The sequence below is a fragment of the Pseudomonas sp. W15Feb34 genome (assembly GCF_023127765.1).
Classification (GTDB): Bacteria; Pseudomonadota; Gammaproteobacteria; order Pseudomonadales; family Pseudomonadaceae; genus Aquipseudomonas; species Aquipseudomonas synxantha_A.
This window is the reverse complement of sequence record NZ_SPKN01000021.1, coordinates 1-21,065: the sequence shown is the minus strand read 5'-3', so window position 1 is coordinate 21,065 and position 21,065 is coordinate 1. Positions and strand designations below refer to the sequence as shown.

Sequence of the window (21,065 nt, the reverse complement as noted above, 5' to 3'; positions counted from 1 at the left end):
CCCCTCCCACATTTGGTTTGTGGTGGTCTTAGAAGTTGGCCTCCAGCGACACCATCGCCGTGCGCTCTTCACCCACGTTGTAATACGCCGTACTCGCCCCCAACCCGTTGACCGGCGCCGAGTTGAACGCCACGGTACGCGCCGAACTCAAGTATTCCTTGTCGAAGACGTTGAGCATCGACAGGCGCAGGGTCGCCGACTTGATGACCCTCTTGTCCACCGGCAAGTAAATACCGGCATTGAGGTCAAACACCGTACGGCCTTCGATCTTCTCCTTGTTGGTCAAATCACCATAGAAGCTGCCGACATACTTGCCCGCGACGTTGCCGTAAAACCGCGAGTCGTCGTACCCGAGCACCAGGTTGAACATGTTTTCCGGCACGTTGGCCAGTTGCTTGCCCGACGTTGGCAGCAGCACATTCTTACTGAGCAGGTCGTCCTTCTGCTCGGACTGGGTGTAGGTGTACGACGCGTAGTAGTTGAAGTTGTGCGGCAACAAGCCACTCCACTCCAGCTCCAGGCCCTTGTTATCGACGCTGCCGACGTTAAGCACCATGTAGTCACCGCTGGCGTCGGTGGTCGACACCTGGCGATCCTTGAAACTGATATAGAACAAGGTCGCACTCAGCGCCATGTCGTCTTCGGTGTAGCGCCAGCCCAGTTCCTGGTTCCAGCTCAATTCGGACTTGAGGCTGACGGAGTCGCCCTTGTTGTACAGCACGTAGTTGGGAGGCGTGCGCATATTGCGAGTGACGTTGTAGAACGCCTGGTTGCTTTCATCGACCTGGTACTTGGCGCTGAAGTTGGGCAGGAACTGATGGTAACGGGTGTTACGTTTTTCCGCTTTGTCGTAGAGGCTGCCGAGATTGTTGCCGTCGCGCTCGACGTATTGGTAGGCCAGGCCCGCGACAAAACTCAGGTCCGGCGTGGCTTGCCAGTTGTCCTGTACCCAGAGTTTCTGCGCCGGGGTAACGGTGTAATAGTGGCGGCCTTGTACAGTGGCGCCATTCTTGTCGACCACCTGCCCGCCGCTGTTGTAATCGCCCCACACATCATCGGGTGCGCCCTCGCCGTTGATCCCGATAAATGGCTGGGTCTGGCGCTGGCGTGCGCGTTCATACCAGTAGCCGTAGTCCAGACTGTGCGCTTCGTTGATGTCCCACTTCATTTTGGCCGTGACGCCGGGGCGCCAGGTCTCGGTCCATGAAGGGCGGTAATAGTTGGCCGATTGCAGGTTACTCAGGTCGTAGTTGCCGGCCTTGTCAGACTTTGGCCCCAGGTTGGAGGCGGTCTGGCCGCTGAAGCTGCCGCCGTTGGACCAGTAGTAGTACGGCGTGACTGTCAGCGACAGGTTGTCTTGCAATTGCCAGCGCTGGGTCAGCGTGGCGTTTACGCTTTCGAAGGGGTTGCGGTTGAGCTTGTAGGACGCAGACAACAGACCTGCCTTGTACACCGGGCTTTCGGCGTAGTCCTTGCGCCGCCCCTGCGTGTCAAACTGTGATTTGCTCAGGCTGTTGTAGTTGTAGTTTTCCTGTTTGTTGTACTTGACCGTGGCCAGTGTGGAATTGCCGTTGTCATCTTCGAACAAGCTGCTCCACTCGATCTTGTCGCTGCGCAGAGTGCCCTTGCCGCGCCACTTGTCGCCTTCCAGATGCGACGCCGAGACCCAGGTTTTCAGGCCGCCAAAATCGCCGGTATTAGCCCGCACAAACGTCTTGCGCAGGGCGTTGGCACCTACGATCTGCTTGGCGAATACCCCGGCATCCTTGGTCGGCCGGACAGTGATCATGCCGATGTTGCCGCCGCTGGAGCCAATGTGCGGGCCGTCTGCCTCGGAAGAGCCTTGGGTGGCGAACACTTCGGCGAGGTTTTCCGGGTCACCCAGCTGGTTGGAATACACGCTGTAGTTGCCCGAGTCGTTGATCGGCACGCCGTCGACCGAAACCCCGACCTGGTCCGAACTCATGCCGCGCATGGTGAAGGTGGTGCCGCTGGTGCCGCTGGCGTCATCACTGGAAACGTTGATGCCCGGGGTGTACTTGAGCTTGTCGATGGCGTTGGCGGTGCCCGACATTTCATCCATGGCTTCTTTGGTGACCGTGGAACGCGCCTTGGCACTTTCTTCGCGGATCATATGGCCGTTGCCCAGGGTCTGCTTGCCGGTAACGTTCACCGACCCCACATCCTGTGTGTCATCGGCCAGAACCAGCGGCGCAAAGCCGCCCAGGCCCGATGCCATAAGCAGGGCATAAAGAGTGTTGTAGTTCACGTGTAGATCCCTTACTGACATTGTTGTGTTGTATGGGGCAGAGGTGCTCTTCCTGACCACTTGTTCAGGAACCCAGGGATGATCCACGGCACGTGTAACCGTTTGGTGACAGGTTTTGGCGATTGCGATGAAGGTTTGGTGAAGCGCGCCGTGGGCCTAGCGCAACACGATCATGCGCCCCAGCAGCGAGTGTTGTTCAAAGCCGAGCACCGCTTGCAGCGCATTCAACACCGCCTGCGGATCCTTGCTTGGAAAGCTGCCGCTGACGCGCCTGGCGCCCATCTCATCGTTAAGCAACACGATGCGGCCCGGGTAATAACGGCTCAGGTCCTTGACCACATCCGCCAGCGGCGCCTTGTAGTAATTGAGCCAGCCGTCACGCCAGGCCAGGCGTGACTGGCTGTCGACAGCGTGCAGGGTGTCGGCTACGCCGTCGGCATAGGCCACTTGCTGACCTGCAGCCAGTACCTGTTGCAGGCCCTGTTTGGATGGCGTCACGCCAACCCGTCCGGATAACACGGTGACCTCTGCCCCGGCAGGTTGCAGGCGCACTTCAAACTGGGTGCCCAGCACCCGCGCTTCACCACCGCCTGCCTCCACCACGAAAGGCTGGCCCGTGTGGGTCACACTGAAAAATCCCGCACCACGACGCAGTTGGATATGCCGCTCGCCATGGCTGAAATCCACGGCAATCGCGCTGTCGGCGTCGAGGGTGACCTGGGATTGATCTGCCAGGGTAAAGGTCTTCACCTCCCCCGCCGCCGTCACGTAATCGGCACCTAACTCATCGACCCAGCGCGACGGCTGCCAACCTGCGCCCATCGCCACCATCAACAGCAGGCTTGCGGCCATCGCCAAGGCGCCGGACCAACGCACCCCACTTGAACGCTTGGAGGTGTTGATCTTATTGAGGTAGCCCTGCAAGGCCAGCGCATCCTCATCAGCCAGCTGGCGTGCCGGCACTTCGCTCAACTCCCACAGCACCTGGGCCTGAGCGTAGGCCTCGACATGCGCGGGATCAGCGCGCAGCCAGCGGCTGAAAGTAGCCTGGTCGCCGCTGCTGGGCTGATCATGCAACAGGCTCAGCCAGGCAAGCGCGGCCTGTTCCTGGGCGGGTGTGGGCGTAACGTTCACGGTGCTTTCCCTGGCGTGCGTGGAGGCGGCGGTTCGCGAAGGCTGGCCTTGCAGGCTTCGAGGGCGCGCATCATATGTTTTTCCACGGCGCTTTGGGACAACCCCATGGCCTTGGCGATCTCCGCGTATTTGCGACCGTGGATGCGGTTGAGCAGGAAAATCTGCCGGGTGCGCTCGGGCAAGCTGCGCAAGGCGGCTTCGACATGGCGCAAATCATTGCCGGCCTCCAGCGCCGCCTGGGGCTCGCACCTCTGGTTGTCTTGTTGCTCCGGCAACCAGCCTTCATTGCTGCGCACTCGGGCGCCTTCAGTGCGCAAATGGTCAATGGCGATATTGCCCGCGCAGCGCAGCAAGTAGGTACTGAGCTCTTCGACCTGCACCAGGGGGCGGCGCCAGAAACGCAGGAACAAATCCTGCACCAGGTCGGCCGCGGTGGCGCGGCAACCGACACGGCGGCTGACCAGTGCCTCCATCTGCGAGCGCTGGGACAAAAATACCTGCAGGAAATGCGCTCGCCCACCGGCCGCATCTGTGTGCGGGCTGTCCTGGGGTTCCGGCGGTGGACTGATCATCATGGCAGGCTCAGGATAGGGCGAATGCCGCAACAGGGCTGGCCAGCAGGCTCAGGCCCGCCAGGATCAAGGCCAGCCTTGGGCGATAAGGCAGCAGCAACACCAGCAGCAAGGCGCTGAGCATCAACACCGCGCACCACTGCACCAGGCCCTGGCTCCAACCGGCGGCAAGCACCGCGGGCCAGATCGCGACAATCAGCAGCAACCAACCGCCCACGCGCAGCCCCAAACGCCGAGTGGGGGTGGGTTTGCTGTGCAGCAGCTCGCCGTGGTGACGGTCTGTGGACAGGCACAGCGCAGTAAACCCGGCGTAGCACATCAGCAGCGCGAGCAGCATCAACTGGCCTCCTGCTTGAGCGTCAGGCCACGTGCACGTTCGGCCTTGAGTTGCGGCGCGGTGCGATGGTGCATCTTCCAGGCCGCCCAGGCGAGAAACGCACCACTGGCCAGGCAGGTCAGATCGAAGCCGGCCATGGCCCAGTCGCCATTGACCAGAGAAACGCCCAAATGCTGCGAGGTGGTGCTGGCGTTAAGCAGTGGGACCGCCGCAAACAGCAACGCGCCGAAGCTCAGTTGCTCGACCCAACCCTGGCGACCGCGACGCAACATGGCGTGCAACAGGCTCAGGCCCCAGGCGATAAAGAACGCTTGTACTTCCCAGTCGGAACGCTCGGCGAAACTCACCGACAACAGTCGGTTGGCCCAGAAAAACGCAGCGATGGCGATCATCAGCCCGGACATGCTGGCAATGTTCAACACTTCCACCAACCGCAGTTCAAACGGCATCACCGAAGCTTTGGCATGCTTGAGCTGGCGCTTGCCGAGCCAGATCACCAGCCCCGTGCCAATCATCGCGGTGCCCGCCAGGCCGCAGATAAAGTACAACCAACGCAGCACGGGACCGGCAAAATGGCCCATGTGCAAACCATAGAAACTGCCACCAATCACCGCAGGCAAAGACGGCTCGCCACTGGCCCGCAACAGCTCGCCAGTGGTGCCGTTGAACGACAGGGTATTGCCAAAGGCGTGCACCACGCTGTCGGAGCCAGCGCGAAACACATTCACCGAGGCGTTGACATCGCCAGGGTTATTGACCGCCAGCCGCCCCACATGGCCGCCCGCCCACTTCTCGCGCGCCTGCTGGTACATCGGCAGTAACGGCAGCAACTGACCGGGCTGGCCGAGGGCCGGCGCATTGTTGGTAGCGGGGAACAACTCATCGAAGAACGCCCGGCTGTCGTCGCCATAGGACGCCATGATAGGCGCGGGCATGACCATGTTCATGAAAATCACCAGGCTGCTGTAGGTGATCATCAGGTGAAACGGCAGCACCAGCACGCCCACCGCGTTGTGCCCGTCGAGCCAGGAGCGCTGACCTTTGCGCGGGCGGAAAGTGAAGAAGTCCTTGAAGATTTTCTTGTGGGTGATGATCCCGGTGATCAGCGCGACCAACATCACCATGGCGGTGATGGTCGACAGCCAGCGGCCCCACGGGTAAGGCATTTGCAGCTGGAAGTGGAACCGATAGAAGAACTCGCCGCCCTTGCTGTCGCGGGCCTGGACGGGTTGGCCGCTGACCGGGTCGAGGGTTTTCTGGATGAAGGTGCCGCGCTTGCCGGGCTCGACCTTGTCTTGCCACATCACGGACAGGCCGGGATCACGATGGGTAGGCAAGGTAATGAACCAGCGTGCGGCCGTGGGCGCCTGTTGTTGCAGGTAATTCTGGGCTACGGCAAGGCTACGCCCGTCGTCCAGGGGATGAGCCTGCACTTCGGGCTGCATCCAGTGGGTAATTTCGTCTTTGAAATAGGCCAGGGTGCCGGTCAGGAAAATCGCAAACAGCAGCCAGCCGAAGATCAATCCGGCCCAGGTATGCAGCCAGGCCATGGCCTGGCGAAAGCCCTCTTTCATGTGCGCGCCACCCAGAAACCAACGCCGGCCAACGTGGCGAACAGCGCACTTGGCACCATCACCCCGGCCCAGGCGCGCCAGGCCGTGCGGCAAGCAAAACACCAGAGCACCGCCAGCAGGTAGAACACAAACGAACTCATCATGCCGGTGACCACCGCATCGGCGCGGGAAGTGGGCAACCAGAGCGCCAGGCAGATGGCGGCCAGGGAGGCCATCAAGTAACCACCGATCACAGCCGCCAGCACGCGCGAGGTGACGGCGAGGCGATAGGAAATGGGCAATGCGGTTTTGCTTTTCATGCGGCAGGCGCCAAGTTCATCAACGCGCAATATTAATGATAAATATTCTCATAAGCAAAAGAGAACGGATGAATCACCTGCCCTGGCCGATTGCCGAAGCTCGTTACCCGCCCTACAATGCGAACAATTCTTGTTCTCTAAGGCATATCAATGCTTGTGGAGTGATCGCGTTGCAGCCGTCCAACACCGTCGAAGTTTTGTATAACGACCATCACCACTGGCTCACCGGCTGGTTGCGACGCAAGCTCGGCTGCCCGGAAAACGCGGCCGACCTGGCCCAGGACACCTTTATTCGCGTGCTCAGCGCACCGGATACCCCGACACTGATCGAGCCCCGCGCCTTCCTCACCACCGTGGCCAAGCGCGTGCTGTGCAACTTCTATCGCCGCCAGGACCTGGAGCGCGCCTACCTCGATGCTTTGGCGCAAATGCCCGAGCACGTGGCGCCATCGGAAGAAGACCGCGCAATCTTTCTGCAAACCCTGCTGGAGCTGGACCAACTGCTCGACGGCCTGCCCAGGCTGGTTAAACGCGCGTTCCTGCTGGCCCAGCTCGACGGCCTGACCTACGCGCAAATCAGCGCAGAACTGGGTATTTCCATCGCCACGGTCAAACGCCATTTGACCAAAGCCGCCATGCGCTGCTACTTCGCCCTATGAACGTGTCCAGCCAAGTCGCCGAACAAGCCGTGCACTGGCTGCTGGAAATGCAGCAAGGCGCGCTCACCCCTCGCCAGCAAGCGGCCTGGCAACAATGGCTGAACGCCCACAGCGAGCACCAGCGTGCGTGGGAGCAGATTCAACAGGTCAATCAGCGCTTGCGCGGGATGCCCTCGCCCCTGGCGCACGCTGCGTTGAATGCACCGCGCTCCAGCAGCCGACGCCAGGCGCTGAAGTTGCTGTTAATCCTGGGCGCTGGCTCGGCAGCGGCCTGGAGCCTGCGTCAGCAACATATTCTGCCGCCGCTGAGCGCCGACTATCGCAGCCCGATTGGCCAGCGCCGTACGGTGCAATTGGCCGACGGCAGCCAGTTGCAGCTCAACACCGGCAGCGCGGTGGATGTACATTTCGACGGTCGGCAGCGCCTGGTACGCCTGCTCGAAGGGGAAATCCTGCTCACCTCCCGTGCCGGTGATACGCCGTTGCGCGTGCTGACCGGCCAGGGCCTGCTCAGCAGCCAGGCGGCGCGCCTGAATGTGCGCCAGTTCAACGACCACACCCAATTGGCGGTGCTGGCCGGCCAGGTCGAAGTGATGCCCAACAACTACAGCGGCTTGCCGCTGAGCGTCGATGCCGCACGCCAGGTCAATTTCACCCGCAAGGGCTGGGACACCCCACGCGCCACCGACGCCAACTGCGGCGCCTGGGCCGACGGTATGTTGGTGGCTGCACACATGCGCCTTGAAGACTTCTTGAATGAACTGGGGCGTTATCGTCGCGGCCAGCTCAATTGTGACCCGCAAGTGGCAAACCTTTTGCTGTCCGGCAGCTACCCGCTGGATAACAGCGAACGCATCCTGGACCTGCTGGAAATCAGCCTGCCGGTGAAAGTTCGGCGCTTTACCCGCTATTGGGTGACCGTGCAGGCCCGGGCCTGAATTTATTTTGCATTTGTGTGAGCTGTTTTCCGCACCTGGCGTGACAGAGAAGGAAAGCCACCTTGATCCTTCCTTCTCAGGACCACCTTCATGCCCCAGCAACCGACGCTTCTTGCCCGCACCTTGCGCCAACTCCTACTGGGCGCCAGCCTCAGCCTGACCGTGCTGCCTGCGGTGATGGCCGCCGACGCCAAGGCGTACCACATCGCGCCGACCACCCTGGAAGCGGCCCTGAATCAATTTGGCCGCCAAGCCGGTGTGCTGGTGTCATTCGGTTCCCACGTGACGGCCGGTATGCAAAGCCCTGGCCTGTCGGGCAATTACAGCGCGGCCGAGGGCCTGAGCAAACTGCTGGAGGGCACCGGCCTGCAAGCCCGGGCCGAGGGCGACAATGCCTTCAGCCTGCAACCGGCTGGCGCCCCCGTCACCCTCGAACTGCAAACCTCCAACGTGGTCGGCGACTGGCTCGGTGACGCGGCGCAAACCAACGTGTTCGAACACCCCGGCGCCCGTGATGTGATCCGCCGCGAAGAGTTCGAACGCCAAGGTGCAACCCAAGCCCGCGACGTACTCAACCGCATTCCCGGCGTCAACGCCCCGGAAAACAACGGCACCGGCAGCCATGACATGGCGCTGAACTTCGGCATTCGCGGGCTCAACCCGCGCCTGGCATCGCGCTCCACGGTGCTGATGGATGGCATCCCGGTGCCCTTCGCGCCCTATGGCCAGCCGCAGTTGTCCTTTGCGCCGATCAGCATGGGCAACATGGACGCGGTAGACGTGGTCCGTGGCGGCGGTGCGGTGCGCTACGGCCCGCAGAACGTCGGCGGCATCGTCAACTTCGTGACCCGCGCCATCCCGCAGGCGCCCACGGTCAAGGGCGGCTTGCAGACCGAGACCAGCCCGTCGTCCAGCCACGACGGCTTCAAGACCACCGGCAACCTGCTGGCCGGCGGCACTGCTGACAACGGCTTGGGCGGCGCGATCCTGTACTCCGGCACCCGGGGTGGCGACTGGCGCGAAAACAGCAACACGCGCATCGACGACCTGATCCTCAAGGGCAAATACCAACTGGACGACGCCAACAGCTTCAACGCCATGGCGCAGTACTACGAAGGCCAGGCCGACATGCCCGGAGGCTTGAACGTCAAGGACTACAAGGCCGACCCGTATCAGTCCACCCGCCCCTACGACAAATTCTGGGGCCGCCGTACGATGTTCAACGTCGGCTATCGCTACGAGCAGGATCGCCGCGAATTCACGGTCAACAGTTTCTTCACCAAGACCCTGCGCAGCGGTTACCTGGACCAGGGCAGCTTCCTGTCGCTGTCGCCGCGCGAATACTGGGTACGCGGCCTGGAAACCCGCTTCGCGCAGGGCTTCGACCTTGGCCCGACCAGCCATGAAGTGGGTGTCGGCTATCGCTATATCAATGAAGCCGGTCACGAATTGCGCTACCGCACGCCGATTGCCGCCAACCAGCAAATCCCCACCACCAACAGTCGCAACGACCGCGACACCCGTGGCGGCACTGAAGCCAACGCGTTCTTTATCGACGACCGCATTGATATCGGCAAGTGGACCATCACCCCGGGCGTGCGCTACGAGATGATCGAGTCCCAGCAGACCAACAACCTCAGCAACGTCAAATACAAAGGCGACTACAACACCGCACTGCCGGCACTGAACGTGCTCTATCACCTCACCGACGACTGGAACCTCTACGCCAACACCGAAGGCTCGTTCGGCAGCGTGCAGTACAGCCAGATGCCCAACCGCGTGAACAGCGGCGAAGTAAAACCGGAAAAAGCCCGCACCTGGGAACTCGGCACGCGCTACGACAATGGCAGCCTGCGCGCAGAAATCGGCGCGTTCCTGATCAACTTCGACAACCAGTACGACAGCAACCAGACCAACGACACGGTGATCGCCCGCGGTGAAACCCGTCACCAGGGCATCGAGTCGAGCATCAACTATGCGCTCGACGGCCTGAGCCCGGCGCTGGCGGGTTTCGATGTGTATGCCACTTATGCCTATGTCGACGCGACCATTCGCGAAGACGGCCCGAACAAAGGCAACCGCGTGCCCTTCTCGTCCAAGCACAAAGGCACCCTCGGCGTGGGTTACACCGAAGGCCCGTGGAAGCTGAATGTGGACAGCAGCTACCAGAGCAGCCAATTCGCCGACAATGCCAACACCCAGGCCGAAAGCGCCGACGGTGCCAATGGGCGCATCCCCGGCTACATGCTGTTCAGCAGCCGCGCGGCCTATGACTTCGGCCCGCAATTGTCGGATTTGAATGTGGCGGTGGGGGTGAAGAACATCTTCAACAAGCAGTACTACACCCGCTCGTTTGACGACAACAACAAGGGCAAGTATGTGGGTGAGCCGCGTACGGTGTATGTGCAAACCTCTATCGCGTTCTGACCCAAATCTGCAGAACAACACAGAACCTACTGTGGGAGGGGGCTTGCTCCCGATGGCGGTGTGTCAGTCGGTACATTTGCCACTGATACACCGCCATCGGGAGCAAGCCCCCTCCCACATTGGACCTAACCGACTTCAACTGCCCGCCAGGCAACTGGGCGTGGCCGCCACCAACGCATCGATGGCACACCGCGTCTTGGCCGGCATATGCACCGCCGTCGGCCAGACCACATGGATCGGCGCAGGCTGTTCGCGATAGCTGGGCAGCACCGCTTCCAATTGCCCCCGCAGCGCATAGTGAGCAATCAACCAACTCGGCAACCAGGCCAGGCCCACGCCCGCGATGGCGGCATCGGCTAGCGCCTGGAGGTCGTCCACTATCAGGGGCGAAGCCAGACGCGAGCGATGCGTGGTGTTGCTGCGATACGCAATGCCGCGATGAGCGGCCAGGTCTTCGATACGTTCAATGGCGCCCTTGCGCTGCAGATACGCCGGCGAGGCTGCCAGCCCCATGGCCTGCTGGCCCAGGCGACGGGCACTCAGGCGGTCGGTGTCCGGCAACGGACCGATGCGTACGGCCATGTCGAAGCCTTCTTGCGCCAAATCGATCATGCGGTCGGAGAAGCAAATCTCGATTTCAAGTTCAGGGTAACTCTCCATCAAGCCCCACAAGGCCGGTGCCGCATAGTGGTGCCCGAACGCCAGCGGCACACTGACCCTCAGCCGTCCCCGTGGTTGTTGCCGACCACTTTCGAGCACCGATTCGGCCGCTTCCAGTTCGGCCAATGCGCGCAGGCAATGTTCGTAGTACGCCTGCCCATCCTCGGTCAACCGCTGGCGGCGCGTGGAGCGCTGCAACAGGCACGTGCCCAGCCGCGCCTCCAGACGCGCCAAGCCTTTACCGACGGCCGAGCGTGTAAGGTTCAGGCGCTCGGCGGCGTCGGTCAGGTTGCCGCTCTCGACGATTTGCAAAAACAGCTCAACGCCATCAAAACGCGGGGTAGCCATGCGTCAATTGTCGCCCTTGATTCCCATATTAATGGAAAACTTATCACGAATAACGAATCCGGTTCCCGAGAGAATAGAGCCCTCCCCTATTTGAAAGGAACTCGTCATGCCGTCCGCCGCTGCTGCATCGGCCCTCAACCCGCCGAGCACCGCCAGAAATGCCCTGGCCCTCACCGCCGTTTGCCTGGTGGCCCTCATGTTCGGCCTGGAAATCTCCAGCGTGCCGGTGATCCTGCCGACGCTGGAACAGGAATTGGGTACCGGCTTTCAAGACGCCCAATGGATCATGAATGCCTACACCCTGGCCTGCACCAGCGTGCTGATGGCGGCGGGCACGCTGGCGGATCGCTTCGGTAGGCGGCGCGTGCTGGTGCTGTGTCTATGGGTATTCGCCCTGGCCTCGCTGGCGTGTGGCCTGGCCAACGATGCGCCGACACTGATCGTGGCGCGATTCATCCAGGGCATTGGCGCCGGCGCGATGATGATTTGCCAGTTTGCCATCTTGTCCCACCAGTTCCGCGAACCGGCGGCGCGGGCGCGAGCCTTCGCGATATGGGGCGTAATTGCCGGCGTGGGCCTGGGTTTCGGGCCGATGATCGGGGCAGTGATACTGGCCGTGGCGGACTGGCGCTGGGTTTTCCTGGTGCATGTACCACTGACCCTGTTCACCTTGGCGCTGCTGCACATCAGCGTGCAGGAATCCCGTGACCCGGCCAGCCATCGCCTCGACATCGCCGGCATGTTGACCATGACGCTCACGGTGTTTGCGTTGGTCTACTTCATCACCCAGGGCAGCGAGAACGGCTTCGGCACCCCGGCGATGCTCGGCTGGGCCGGCCTGTCGGTCTTCGGACTGCTGCTGTTTATCTTGATCGAGCGGCGCAGCGCCCATCCGATGTTCGACTTCTCGGTGTTCCGCATCCAACGTTTCAACGGCGCCTTGATGGGCTCAATCGGCATGAACTTCAGCTTCTGGCCGTTCATGATCTACTTGCCACTGTATTTCCAGGCGGGCCTGGGTTACGACACGCTGACCACCGGCGCCGCACTGCTCGCGTATACCTTGCCCACTTTGTTGGTACCGCCATTGGCCGAACGCCTGGCCCTGCGCTTTGGCGCCGAACGCATCATCCCCCTGGGCCTGGGGACGATGGGCGCAGGTTTTTTGGGCATGGCCGCGGTTAATTACGCCGAACAGCCCAGCACAGCACTGGTGCTGCTCAGTTGCGCGATCGCCGGCATTGGGCTGGCGCTGACCAATTCGCCGACCACCAATACCACTACCGGCGCCGTCTCGACTGACCGCGCAGGCATGGCCTCGGGCATCGACTTCAGCGCACGGCTGATCACCCTGGCGCTCAACATCGCATTGATGGGGCTGGTGCTGTTGCTCGGAATCAGCCATCACCTGGCCAATGTATTGCCGACCAGCACGGCGGCGGATTGGGCAACCCTCAGCCAGCATATTGCGGCGGGCAAGCTGAACGCGCCTGGCCTCACAAGCCTGGAGGCACAGACGGCCCTGCGTAGCGGTGCTGGTTGGGCCATGCTGTTTGCGGGCTTGGGCGCTTGCGGACTGGCCGCTCTGAGCCGGTATTTCTTCCAGCGACGGCGTTGAACGAAAACGGGCCTGCATATGCAGGCCCGTTTTCAGTGGGGAATGAAAAAACAGTTAGCTGTTAATGACAGCGTTTTCGTTTTCCAGGAATTCCTCTTCCAGCGCGTCTTCATTCACTTTGTTGATCGGCTGGTTTTTCCCGGCAGCGCGAGGCTTGCCTTGCAGTTTGCCGAACAGGTGCTCCAACGCATGATCCAGCTTGGTGGCGGCGCCATCGATCGCTTGTTCCAGCGTATCGGCTTTATGGCACACGGAAACCGGTTGATGGCCCTTTGGCCGTGCTTCCAGGCGGCAACTTAAATCGTGGGGACCGGGCTTGTCGCCGTTCTCATCCCGCAGGTAGACCTCAACGCGGGTCAGGTCTTCTTCGTAACGTTCGAGCGTGCTCTCAATGGTAGTACGTACCCACTCCTCCAGTCGGATGCTGCTTTCAATATGGTTATCGCTATTGACTTGGATTTGCATAGTTCTTCCCTTATTTCAGCTAGCTCGCCAGAGGTCACAAACTGCAACACCAGGGTGGTGAAACCATGACCTCCTGATTACACAATTGAGCACCTGCTAAAACAATTCAACCCCTTTGCAAAGATAAATCCTACATTACAAATTAACCCTGACGACGGGCAAAAACGCTGGTAGGGTGGGGAGTTAGTTACAACTTCTTACGTTCTGTTTTCCTCACAATTGCCCCTCTCCCAACGGGTGCAAACCGCGAAAAATCCCTGCTTCCTCCACCAGCCAGTCGTGCACCGCGCGCACGCCGGGGTGGCTCAATGCACCTGGCGCATACAGCAGCACATAGCGCTTATGGTTGGGCACGGCCAGGCCAAACGGCACAATCAAGGTGCCGCGTTCCAGTTCATCATTGAGCAACGTGCGCCGCGCAATCGCTACCCCCATGCCGGCAATGGCGGCTTCGATGGTCAGGTGGTTGCGGTTGAAGGTATGCCCGCGCCGCACGTCGGCACCGTGGTGGCCGATGGCATTCAGGTAGAACTCCCACTCGGCATATTCATAACTCCCACGCCAGGCAGTGATGTCGTGCAGCAGCGGAAAATGCGCCAGATCGGCCGGGCCATGCAACGGCGGCCGTCCACGTAGAAGGCTGGGGGCGCACACCGGGAATATCTGCTCGTCCAGCAGGGCTGTGGATAACAAGCCGGGGTAGCTGCCATCGTTGAGGTCGATGGCCAGGTCGAAGTCGCCTTCATGCAGGGCGATGCTGCTGTCTTCGGCGACCATGCGCAGTTGGATATCGGGAAAGCGCTGCTGCAAACGTGGCAGGCGCGGGGTCAGCCATTTGCCGAGAAACGAGGGGATCGAGCGCAGGCGCAGGGTGCCGCTGATCATCCCGGCATCCAAGCGCTGCAATTCCGCATCAATGCTGCCATAAGCCTCGCCGACCACCGCCGCCAGGCGCTGCCCCTCGGCGCTGAGTTCAACGCCACGGGCGCGCCGATGAAACAGACGAAAGCCCAGGCGCTCCTCCAACTGGCGAATCTGCTGGCTCACCGCCCCCGGTGTGATGTGCAGTTCTTCGGCGCAGCGGGTGAACGACAGATGCCGTGCAGCGCAAGAAAACACATGCAGCCACACATAGGTCTGGCCGTGAAGGGGGCGGGTCATAGCATTTAGTCCTGCTAAAGGGTGTCTTAGGATAATTCGTTGGTCAGTGCCGATCCAGAGGCTCAGTATCGCGCCAATTCCGCCTGCTCTACAAAACATGGCAGCGATTTCTACTCCATTGCTTGTAAGGCTTTAGCATGGCTATCAGTGTTTTCGATCTATTCAAGGTGGGCATTGGCCCCTCCAGCTCCCATACCGTCGGCCCGATGCGCGCTGCCGCGACGTTCGCCCAGGCCCTGACCGATCAGCATTTGCTCAGCCAAACCCGCCGCGTTGAAGTGCGCCTGTACGGCTCGCTGTCCGCCACCGGCGTAGGCCATGCCACTGATCGCGCCTGTGTGATGGGCTTGATGGGCGAATGGCCGGACCGCGTCGACCCCACCTCGATCAATGCGCGTATCCAGCAACTGCGCGAGTCGGGTCAATTGCTATTGGCCGGCTCCCAGGCAATCGCTTTCAACTGGCACACCGACCTGCTGCTGCTGGATGAAAGCCTGCCTTACCACCCCAACGCCATGTCCCTGCACGCCTATGGCGACAGCGGCCTGCTGAGCGAGCAGACCTATTACTCGGTAGGCGGTGGTTTCATCATCGAAGCCGCGGAAGCCGCCTCGGGCATTGCGCCGACCAGCGACGTGCAATTGCCGTACGACTTTTCCAGTGCCGTGGAACTGCTGGCGTTGTGCAACAAGCATGGCTTGCGGGTTTCCGAACTGATGATGGCCAACGAACGTGCGTGGCGCAGCGACGAAGAGATCCGTAGTGGCCTGCTGCACATCTGGTCGGTGATGCGCGAATGCGTGGAACAGGGCCTGCGCGATGAAGGCATCTTGCCCGGCGGGCTGGACGTACCGCGCAGGGCGGCGAAACTGCACCGCAGCCTGCTGGAAATCGGCAAACCCAATGTGATCACTTCAACCTTGTCGGCGATGGAATGGGTCAACCTGTTCGCCCTCGCCGTCAATGAAGAAAACGCCGCCGGCGGGCGCATGGTCACTGCCCCGACCAATGGCGCGGCCGGCATCATCCCGGCGGTGCTGCATTACTACATGAAATTCAACGCCGACGCGTCTGACGACGACGTGGTCAATTTCTTCCTGGCCGCCGCCGCCGTCGGCATCCTCTGCAAGAAAAACGCCTCGATCTCCGGCGCCGAAGTCGGCTGCCAAGGCGAAGTGGGCTCGGCCTGCGCCATGGCCGCTGCCGGCCTGGCCGATATTCTCGGCGCCACCCCCGAGCAACTGGAAAACGCCGCCGAAATCGGCCTGGAACATAACCTCGGCCTGACCTGCGACCCGGTCGGCGGCCTGGTGCAGGTGCCGTGCATCGAGCGTAATGCCATTGCCGCGGTCAAGGCGATCAACGCCACGCAAATGGCCCTGCGCGGTGACGGCAAGCACTTCATTTCCCTCGACCGGGTAATCCGCACCATGCGCGATACCGGCGCCGATATGCATGACAAATACAAAGAAACTTCACGGGGCGGCCTGGCGGTCAGCTGGGTGGAGTGCTGATCGGAGCACTGCTACCCGCCCCAACGTGAGCCCGCGCAAAAATAATAACGAGGCAATACCGATGACTGATGTACGTACACCTGCTGCCGAAAATCCCGCTCTGGACAACACCGTTACCACCGGCTGGACCAAACACGACACCACCTGGATGCTCGGCCTCTACGGCACCGCCATCGGCGCCGGTACCCTGTTCCTGCCGATCAACGCCGGCGTCGGCGGGTTCTGGCCGCTGATCGTGCTGGCGCTGCTGGCTTTTCCGATGACTTTCTTCGCCCACCGTGGGCTGACGCGCTTTGTGTTGTCGGGCAAATCCGGCGACATCACCGAAGTGGTCGAGGAACACTTTGGTGTCGGCGCCGGCAAGCTGATCACCCTGCTCTACTTCTTTGCGATCTTCCCGATCCTGCTGGTGTACAGCGTCGCGCTGACCAACACCCTGGGCAGTTTCATGGAGCACCAACTGCACATGACCCCACCGCCCCGTGCGATCTTGTCCCTGGTGCTGATCCTCGGCCTGATGGCCATCGTGCGTTGTGGCCAGGGTGTGATCGTCAAGGCCATGAGTGTGCTGGTGTACCCTTTCGTTGCTGCGCTGTTGCTGCTGGCTGTCAGCCTGATCCCCAACTGGAATGGCGCGTTCTTCGCCTCCGCCAGCGAAGGCATGCCGCTGCCGCTGTTCTTCAAGACGCTGTGGCTGGCGATCCCGGTGATGGTGTTCTCGTTCAACCACTCACCGATCATCTCCGCTTTCGCCGTGGACCAGAAGCGCGTCTACGGCGTCCAGGCCGAGCGCAAAAGCAGCGGCATCCTCGCCACCGCCCACGGCATGATGGTATTGACGGTGATGTTCTTCTGCTTCAGTTGCGTACTGGCGCTGTCACCTGCTGACCTGGCCGCCGCCAAGGCGCAGAACATCTCGATACTGTCGTACCTGGCCAACCACTTCCAGACCCCAGTAATCGCCTACGCCGCGCCGCTGATCGCGCTGGTGGCGATTACCAAATCGTTCCTGGGCCACTACATCGGTGCCAGCGAAGGCTTCCAGGGCTTGATCGTCAAATCCCTGCGCGGGCGCAACCGCTCGATGTCGGCGAAATGGCTGGAACGCTCCACCGCGCTGTTCATGGTGCTGACCTGCTGGGCCGTGGCCACCTTCAACCCAAGCATCCTCGGCATGATCGAAACCATGGGCGGACCGATTATCGCGTGCCTGCTGTTCCTGATGCCGATGTACGCGATTCGCCGCGTGCCATCGCTGCGCCAGTATTCGGGACAGGTATCGAATGTGTTTGTGGTGGTCATCGGGCTGATTGCGCTGTCTGCGATCGTTTTTTCCGTGATGCCCTGAAATAGCTCACCGACCTCAAGCACAACGCAGATCAAATGTGGGAGGGGGCTTGCCCCCGATAGCGGTGTATCAGCCAATAAATACTCGGCTCAAAGACTGCTATCGGGGGCAAGCCCCCTCCCACATTGAGCTTCCAGCGCCTGTACGGCACGGCCCTTGCTGTAGAGCTATTGAGGAAAACGGAATTTGGCCGATGGTCAGGCAATGCGAACTAATCCTGACACCGGCCGTCAATGACTGCATGTTCTTATCAGGCGGTAACGCACCATGGACAATCCTTTTCAGATCATCACCGACACCTTCACCCCCCAATACCGCGTCAATCTGAGCATCCAACGGTTGGACGGCAGCATCATGCTCACCCTCTCGGACGAGACCGGCGTGGTGGCCAAGCGCATGATCAGCGCCGAACAGCGCAACGACCCGCAGCGCCTCAAGCGCCTGGTGCAAAGCATCCAGTTCGGCATCGCCATCGAACAGGGTCATAGCGCCGTGGAAATCCTGGAGCTGATGACGGACGGCGACAGCCACAAACTCCTGCAGCGACCGCCCGCCCGTACCCTGCCCTTCAGCGTGGGGCTTTAAAGCTCGCCCTTCTCGGTCTCAAGGCTCGCTTCGCCCTTGCGGCGCGGGCTCTCGACCTTCACCGAAGGGAACGCCGACGACGCATAGCGCACCACCAGGATCGCGAACGCCAACAACAGAATTCCGCCGCACAGGTAGATGATGCCTACATCCGGCGGGTTGTGGTGCGACACGTTGGAGATCAGCAAACGCGTGAGCGCGGTGATTGCCACATAGATCAGGAAGCGTACCGGCATGTGGTTGGTCTTGAAGTAAATCCCGACCATCGCGCCCAGTTCCAGGTAGATGAACAGCAGCAAGATGTCATCGATCTTGATGTGCCCATTTTCCAGCATCCCCAAAAACTCCATCACCGCTGCCCAGGCGGTCACCGCACCAATGGCAAACAACGCCAGGTAGTGAAACGACTCGACAAACAGATTGCCCAGGGACTCGGCCAGCCCGTGGACTTGCTGGCGCAGCCTTTCGGCCCAGTTGATTTTCACGATGATGCTTCCTTAGGTCGGTTCGACCGGATAATGCGGGTTGGACGTGACGGTTGTTCTGTATGCAGAAACAAGGCCATAGACAGGATAGTGAGATGGTGGCGGGCTGACATTAGGCACTTAATCAATCCTTGTGGCGAGGGAGCTTGCTCCCGCTGGGGTGCGCAGCGCCCCCATTTCCCAACTACATTAAAAACCTACTATCCAAACCCCAACGTTTGGCTTATCCTTTTCGCTGTATATAAATACAGTAGTCGCAAAAGACAACTATCGTGAAGGCATGTGAGGTGGTGAATGGCCGTCGAAGTGGTATACCGCAGCAGCCGAGATCTGGAGCGTTTGTTCATGGATAAAGCCGAAGCTGACCGTCATGACAAGATGCTTGAACTCGCTGAGTTGCTGGCAGAGGTGTTGCAAAAAGCCGTGCCGTCGTTGAGCGAGCAGCAGGTGGAAGAAGCCGGGATCTACATGGCGAAGAACCGCGATGTATTTGCCAAGGCGTTCAAGAGCCAACCGGACGCGCTGTCCGAGCTGTTGAACCCGGCGGCAGAGTAAAGCCCGAATTGAACAGGCCCTGAATCATGGATTCAGGGCCTTTTTAATGCCCGGCCTATTTGTACAGCAAGCGTTCGGCCAGCTCATCGGCGACACGTGCGGGGGAGCGCTTTTCGGCCTGGGCGTGGGCGAAGATTTCGGTCAGGCGCGTGCCAATGTTCGATAGGTGCGCGGTGATGCCGGGCAGGTCGGTGCCGGCGTGTTTGAGGGCGACGTAGATCAGGCCGCCGGAGTTGATCACGTAGTCCGGGGCATAGAGGATGCCGCGGCCTTCCAACTGGTCGGCGATGTCCAGGTTGGTCAATTGTGCGCTGGCCGAACCTGCCACGGCAGCGCACCGCAACTGACCGACGCTGTTACGGTTGAATACGGCGCCGACGCCGCAGGGCGCGAGGATGTCGCAGGGGGTGCTGAGCAAGGCGTCGTTGGCAATCGGGTGGGCGCCCAGTTGCTCCATGGCCAGTTGCACCTTGCCGTGGTCGATGTCGCTGACCAGCAGTTCTGCACCCGCGGCGTGCAGTTGCTCGGCCAGGGCATAACCGACGTTGCCCAGGCCCTGCACCGCTACGCGCAGGCCCTCAAGGTTGTCGCTGCCCAGGCGCGCCATGGCGGTGGTGCGGATGCCGGTAAATACACCCATGGCGGCATGGGGCGCAGGGTCGCCGGCGGCGGTGGTGCTGGTGACGAAGCGGGTGTGTTGGGCGATGCAATCCATGTCGGCGACCGAGGTGCCGCTGTCGATCGAGGTAATGAAACGGCCGTCGAGTTTTTCGATACAGCGGCCAAACGCCTCGAATAGCGCGGCGCGGCTCTCCACGTGCACAGGGCGGATGATGACCGCCGTGCCGCCGCCCACCGCCAGCCCGGCCAATGCAGCCTTGTAGCTCATGCCTTGGGCCAGGCGCGCGGCATCGGCCACGGCACTGTCATCGTTGGGGTAAGCCAGGTAGCGACAGCCGCCCAAGGCAGGCCCCAGGCGACTGTTGTGGATGGCGATGATCGCTTTCAGCCCGGTCACCGGGTCGACGCTCAGGTGCAGCGATTCAAGGCGGGTGCTGTGCATGAGCGCAAACATCAATGAGCTCCCGAATCACTTTTGGTTGTGGGCAAAGTATAGGCTCGCGGCAGAAAACTGCTGGATTGCACTGGAATAAGCCGCGCTGTTTCGTAAGATCCAGGACATAAGCACGCAGGATATTTTTCAAGATACTGGACGAAAATTCCTGGCAAGGCTAAAACGGGGCATCCGCCGGAGAACGCGATGAATCCCCGCACAGCCTTTTTCGCCTGCCTGGACCGTTCACCCCCTGCGCTGTTTGAAGCCGCGCTGTGGATGGCTGCCGAGCACGATGCCAGCGTACAGCCGTTGCTGATCCTGCAAGAGCTGCGCGTACTGCAACAGCAGGTCAGCCTGGGCATGCCCCTGTTGCCGGCCGATGAACTCGGCCAGCCGCTGCTGCGGCGCCTGAATGACCTGGGGTTTGCCCAGGATGATCACACCCCGTTGCGCCCCGCCGCCGCGCTGCTGGACAAAGTGCTGCTGCGAAAACGCGGGCAACCCTTGGCCATGGGCCTGATCGCACTGGAAATGGCACGGCGCCTGGGTATCCCCATGGTCGGGGTAAATTTCCCCGGCCACTTCCTGCTACGCGTACCCGGTGCCGACCACCTGCTGGACCCGTGCGGCGGTCGACGCCTGTACCCCAACGACTGTCGCGAACTGCTGCACCGCCAATACGGGCCAAAACTCAACTTGCACGCCGACCACCTGCACACCGCCGAGCCAAGGGCGATCCTGCAGCGGCTGTCGCGCAACCTGCGCCAACTGCACCTCGCCAACGACGATCCCCTGGCCGCTCTGGTGGACGCCGAGCGCGTACTGGAACTGGGCAATGCCAGCGCCGCCGACTACCTTGCCCGCGCCAGCCTGTACCAGCGACTGGATTGCCCGAGCGCCGAGCGCTTTGACCTGGAACACGCATTGATGCTCAGTGATGACCCGATCCAGCGCCTGCGCCTGACCGAGCGGCTGGGGCACCTGCCGCCCAATTCAGTGGTGCATTGACCTAGGGGGCGTTCTCAATTAGTTTCCCCGCCGCGTTGTCGCCTTAAAGCGG

Annotated in this window: 20 protein-coding genes; 9 read left to right on the top strand and 11 right to left on the bottom strand. The window is 61.2% G+C overall.

Features of this window, described 5'->3' with window-relative positions:
- Positions 1–28: 28 nt before the first annotated feature.
- The 6 genes from E4O97_RS08725 to E4O97_RS08700 all read right to left on the bottom strand — a co-directional run bounded on the left by E4O97_RS08725 (position 29) and on the right by E4O97_RS08700 (position 6,185).
- Positions 29–2,269 (bottom strand): TonB-dependent receptor, encoded by a 2,241-nt coding sequence (locus tag E4O97_RS08725; protein ID WP_228309375.1) that lies wholly within the window; start codon positions 2,267–2,269, stop codon positions 29–31.
- A 156-nt stretch (positions 2,270–2,425) separates the two neighbouring features.
- Positions 2,426–3,403: a FecR family protein gene (locus E4O97_RS08720; protein ID WP_248161140.1), complete on the bottom strand. Its 978-nt coding sequence runs from the start codon at positions 3,401–3,403 to the stop codon at positions 2,426–2,428.
- On the bottom strand, positions 3,400–3,978 hold the full coding sequence (locus E4O97_RS08715; protein WP_032877628.1) for an RNA polymerase sigma factor: 579 nt from the start codon (positions 3,976–3,978) through the stop codon (positions 3,400–3,402). Before E4O97_RS08715 ends, E4O97_RS08720 begins: the two co-directional genes overlap by 4 nt.
- A gap of 7 nt (positions 3,979–3,985) precedes the next feature.
- Positions 3,986–4,312, bottom strand: a complete 327-nt coding sequence (locus tag E4O97_RS08710; protein ID WP_005785124.1) for a DUF3325 domain-containing protein — start codon at positions 4,310–4,312, stop codon at positions 3,986–3,988.
- Positions 4,312–5,886, bottom strand: a complete 1,575-nt coding sequence (locus E4O97_RS08705) for a PepSY-associated TM helix domain-containing protein (protein ID WP_248161139.1) — start codon at positions 5,884–5,886, stop codon at positions 4,312–4,314. Before E4O97_RS08705 ends, E4O97_RS08710 begins: the two co-directional genes overlap by 1 nt.
- Positions 5,883–6,185, bottom strand: a complete 303-nt coding sequence (locus tag E4O97_RS08700) for a DUF3649 domain-containing protein (RefSeq protein ID WP_032877631.1) — start codon at positions 6,183–6,185, stop codon at positions 5,883–5,885. The genes E4O97_RS08705 and E4O97_RS08700 overlap by 4 nt, the downstream gene beginning before the upstream one ends.
- Before the next feature lie 170 nt (positions 6,186–6,355).
- Here E4O97_RS08700 and E4O97_RS08695 point away from each other — a divergent pair, with 170 nt between their 5' ends.
- From E4O97_RS08695 to fecA, 3 genes are all read left to right on the top strand, one after another.
- Positions 6,356–6,844, top strand: coding sequence for a sigma-70 family RNA polymerase sigma factor (locus tag E4O97_RS08695; RefSeq protein WP_248161236.1), 489 nt, complete (start codon positions 6,356–6,358; stop codon positions 6,842–6,844).
- A complete protein-coding gene (locus tag E4O97_RS08690) occupies positions 6,841–7,782 on the top strand; it encodes a FecR domain-containing protein (protein ID WP_248161138.1) in 942 nt (313 codons plus the stop codon). Before E4O97_RS08695 ends, E4O97_RS08690 begins: the two co-directional genes overlap by 4 nt.
- 90 nt (positions 7,783–7,872) lie before the next feature.
- Positions 7,873–10,209 (top strand): TonB-dependent Fe(3+) dicitrate receptor FecA, encoded by a 2,337-nt coding sequence (gene fecA / locus E4O97_RS08685; RefSeq protein WP_248161137.1) that lies wholly within the window; start codon positions 7,873–7,875, stop codon positions 10,207–10,209.
- Positions 10,210–10,344: 135 nt separating this feature from the next.
- Here the strand turns inward: fecA and E4O97_RS08680 are convergent, their stop codons facing one another.
- A complete protein-coding gene (locus tag E4O97_RS08680) occupies positions 10,345–11,217 on the bottom strand; it encodes a LysR family transcriptional regulator (RefSeq protein ID WP_032877634.1) in 873 nt (290 codons plus the stop codon).
- A gap of 106 nt (positions 11,218–11,323) precedes the next feature.
- Here E4O97_RS08680 and E4O97_RS08675 point away from each other — a divergent pair, with 106 nt between their 5' ends.
- On the top strand, positions 11,324–12,835 hold the full coding sequence (locus E4O97_RS08675; RefSeq protein ID WP_248161136.1) for an MFS transporter: 1,512 nt from the start codon (positions 11,324–11,326) through the stop codon (positions 12,833–12,835).
- A 54-nt stretch (positions 12,836–12,889) separates the two neighbouring features.
- On the opposite strand, the gene E4O97_RS08670 is transcribed toward E4O97_RS08675, so the two are convergent.
- A complete protein-coding gene (locus E4O97_RS08670; RefSeq protein ID WP_005785111.1) occupies positions 12,890–13,300 on the bottom strand; it encodes an HPF/RaiA family ribosome-associated protein in 411 nt (136 codons plus the stop codon).
- A gap of 213 nt (positions 13,301–13,513) precedes the next feature.
- Entirely contained in the window at positions 13,514–14,461 is a 948-nt protein-coding gene (locus E4O97_RS08665; protein WP_005785109.1) for a LysR substrate-binding domain-containing protein, read from the bottom strand.
- Between the two features lie 137 nt (positions 14,462–14,598).
- Between E4O97_RS08665 and E4O97_RS08660 the strand changes: the two genes are divergently transcribed.
- The 3 genes from E4O97_RS08660 to E4O97_RS08650 all read left to right on the top strand — a co-directional run bounded on the left by E4O97_RS08660 (position 14,599) and on the right by E4O97_RS08650 (position 17,908).
- Complete coding sequence (locus tag E4O97_RS08660) at positions 14,599–15,975, top strand: L-serine ammonia-lyase (protein ID WP_032877637.1); 1,377 nt, start codon at positions 14,599–14,601, stop codon at positions 15,973–15,975.
- Between the two features lie 61 nt (positions 15,976–16,036).
- Positions 16,037–17,323 (top strand): serine/threonine transporter, encoded by a 1,287-nt coding sequence (locus tag E4O97_RS08655; protein WP_248161135.1) that lies wholly within the window; start codon positions 16,037–16,039, stop codon positions 17,321–17,323.
- 267 nt (positions 17,324–17,590) lie between these two features.
- The gene (locus tag E4O97_RS08650; RefSeq protein ID WP_032877639.1) at positions 17,591–17,908 is read left to right on the top strand and encodes a DUF3509 domain-containing protein; all 318 of its coding nucleotides are present in this window, start codon (positions 17,591–17,593) and stop codon (positions 17,906–17,908) included.
- Here the strand turns inward: E4O97_RS08650 and E4O97_RS08645 are convergent.
- The gene (locus E4O97_RS08645) at positions 17,905–18,393 is read right to left on the bottom strand and encodes a phosphate-starvation-inducible PsiE family protein (RefSeq protein WP_003188808.1); all 489 of its coding nucleotides are present in this window, start codon (positions 18,391–18,393) and stop codon (positions 17,905–17,907) included. The two genes, E4O97_RS08650 and E4O97_RS08645, sit on opposite strands and share 4 nt — an antisense overlap.
- 294 nt (positions 18,394–18,687) lie before the next feature.
- Between E4O97_RS08645 and E4O97_RS08640 the strand changes: the two genes are divergently transcribed.
- Complete coding sequence (locus tag E4O97_RS08640) at positions 18,688–18,948, top strand: YebG family protein (RefSeq protein ID WP_003188807.1); 261 nt, start codon at positions 18,688–18,690, stop codon at positions 18,946–18,948.
- A 55-nt stretch (positions 18,949–19,003) separates the two neighbouring features.
- Here the strand turns inward: E4O97_RS08640 and E4O97_RS08635 are convergent, their stop codons facing one another.
- Positions 19,004–20,023 (bottom strand): Glu/Leu/Phe/Val dehydrogenase dimerization domain-containing protein, encoded by a 1,020-nt coding sequence (locus tag E4O97_RS08635; RefSeq protein ID WP_005785098.1) that lies wholly within the window; start codon positions 20,021–20,023, stop codon positions 19,004–19,006.
- 186 nt (positions 20,024–20,209) lie between these two features.
- Between E4O97_RS08635 and E4O97_RS08630 the strand changes: the two genes are divergently transcribed.
- Positions 20,210–21,013: a transglutaminase family protein gene (locus E4O97_RS08630; RefSeq protein ID WP_248161134.1), complete on the top strand. Its 804-nt coding sequence runs from the start codon at positions 20,210–20,212 to the stop codon at positions 21,011–21,013.
- Positions 21,014–21,065: the final 52 nt, after the last annotated feature.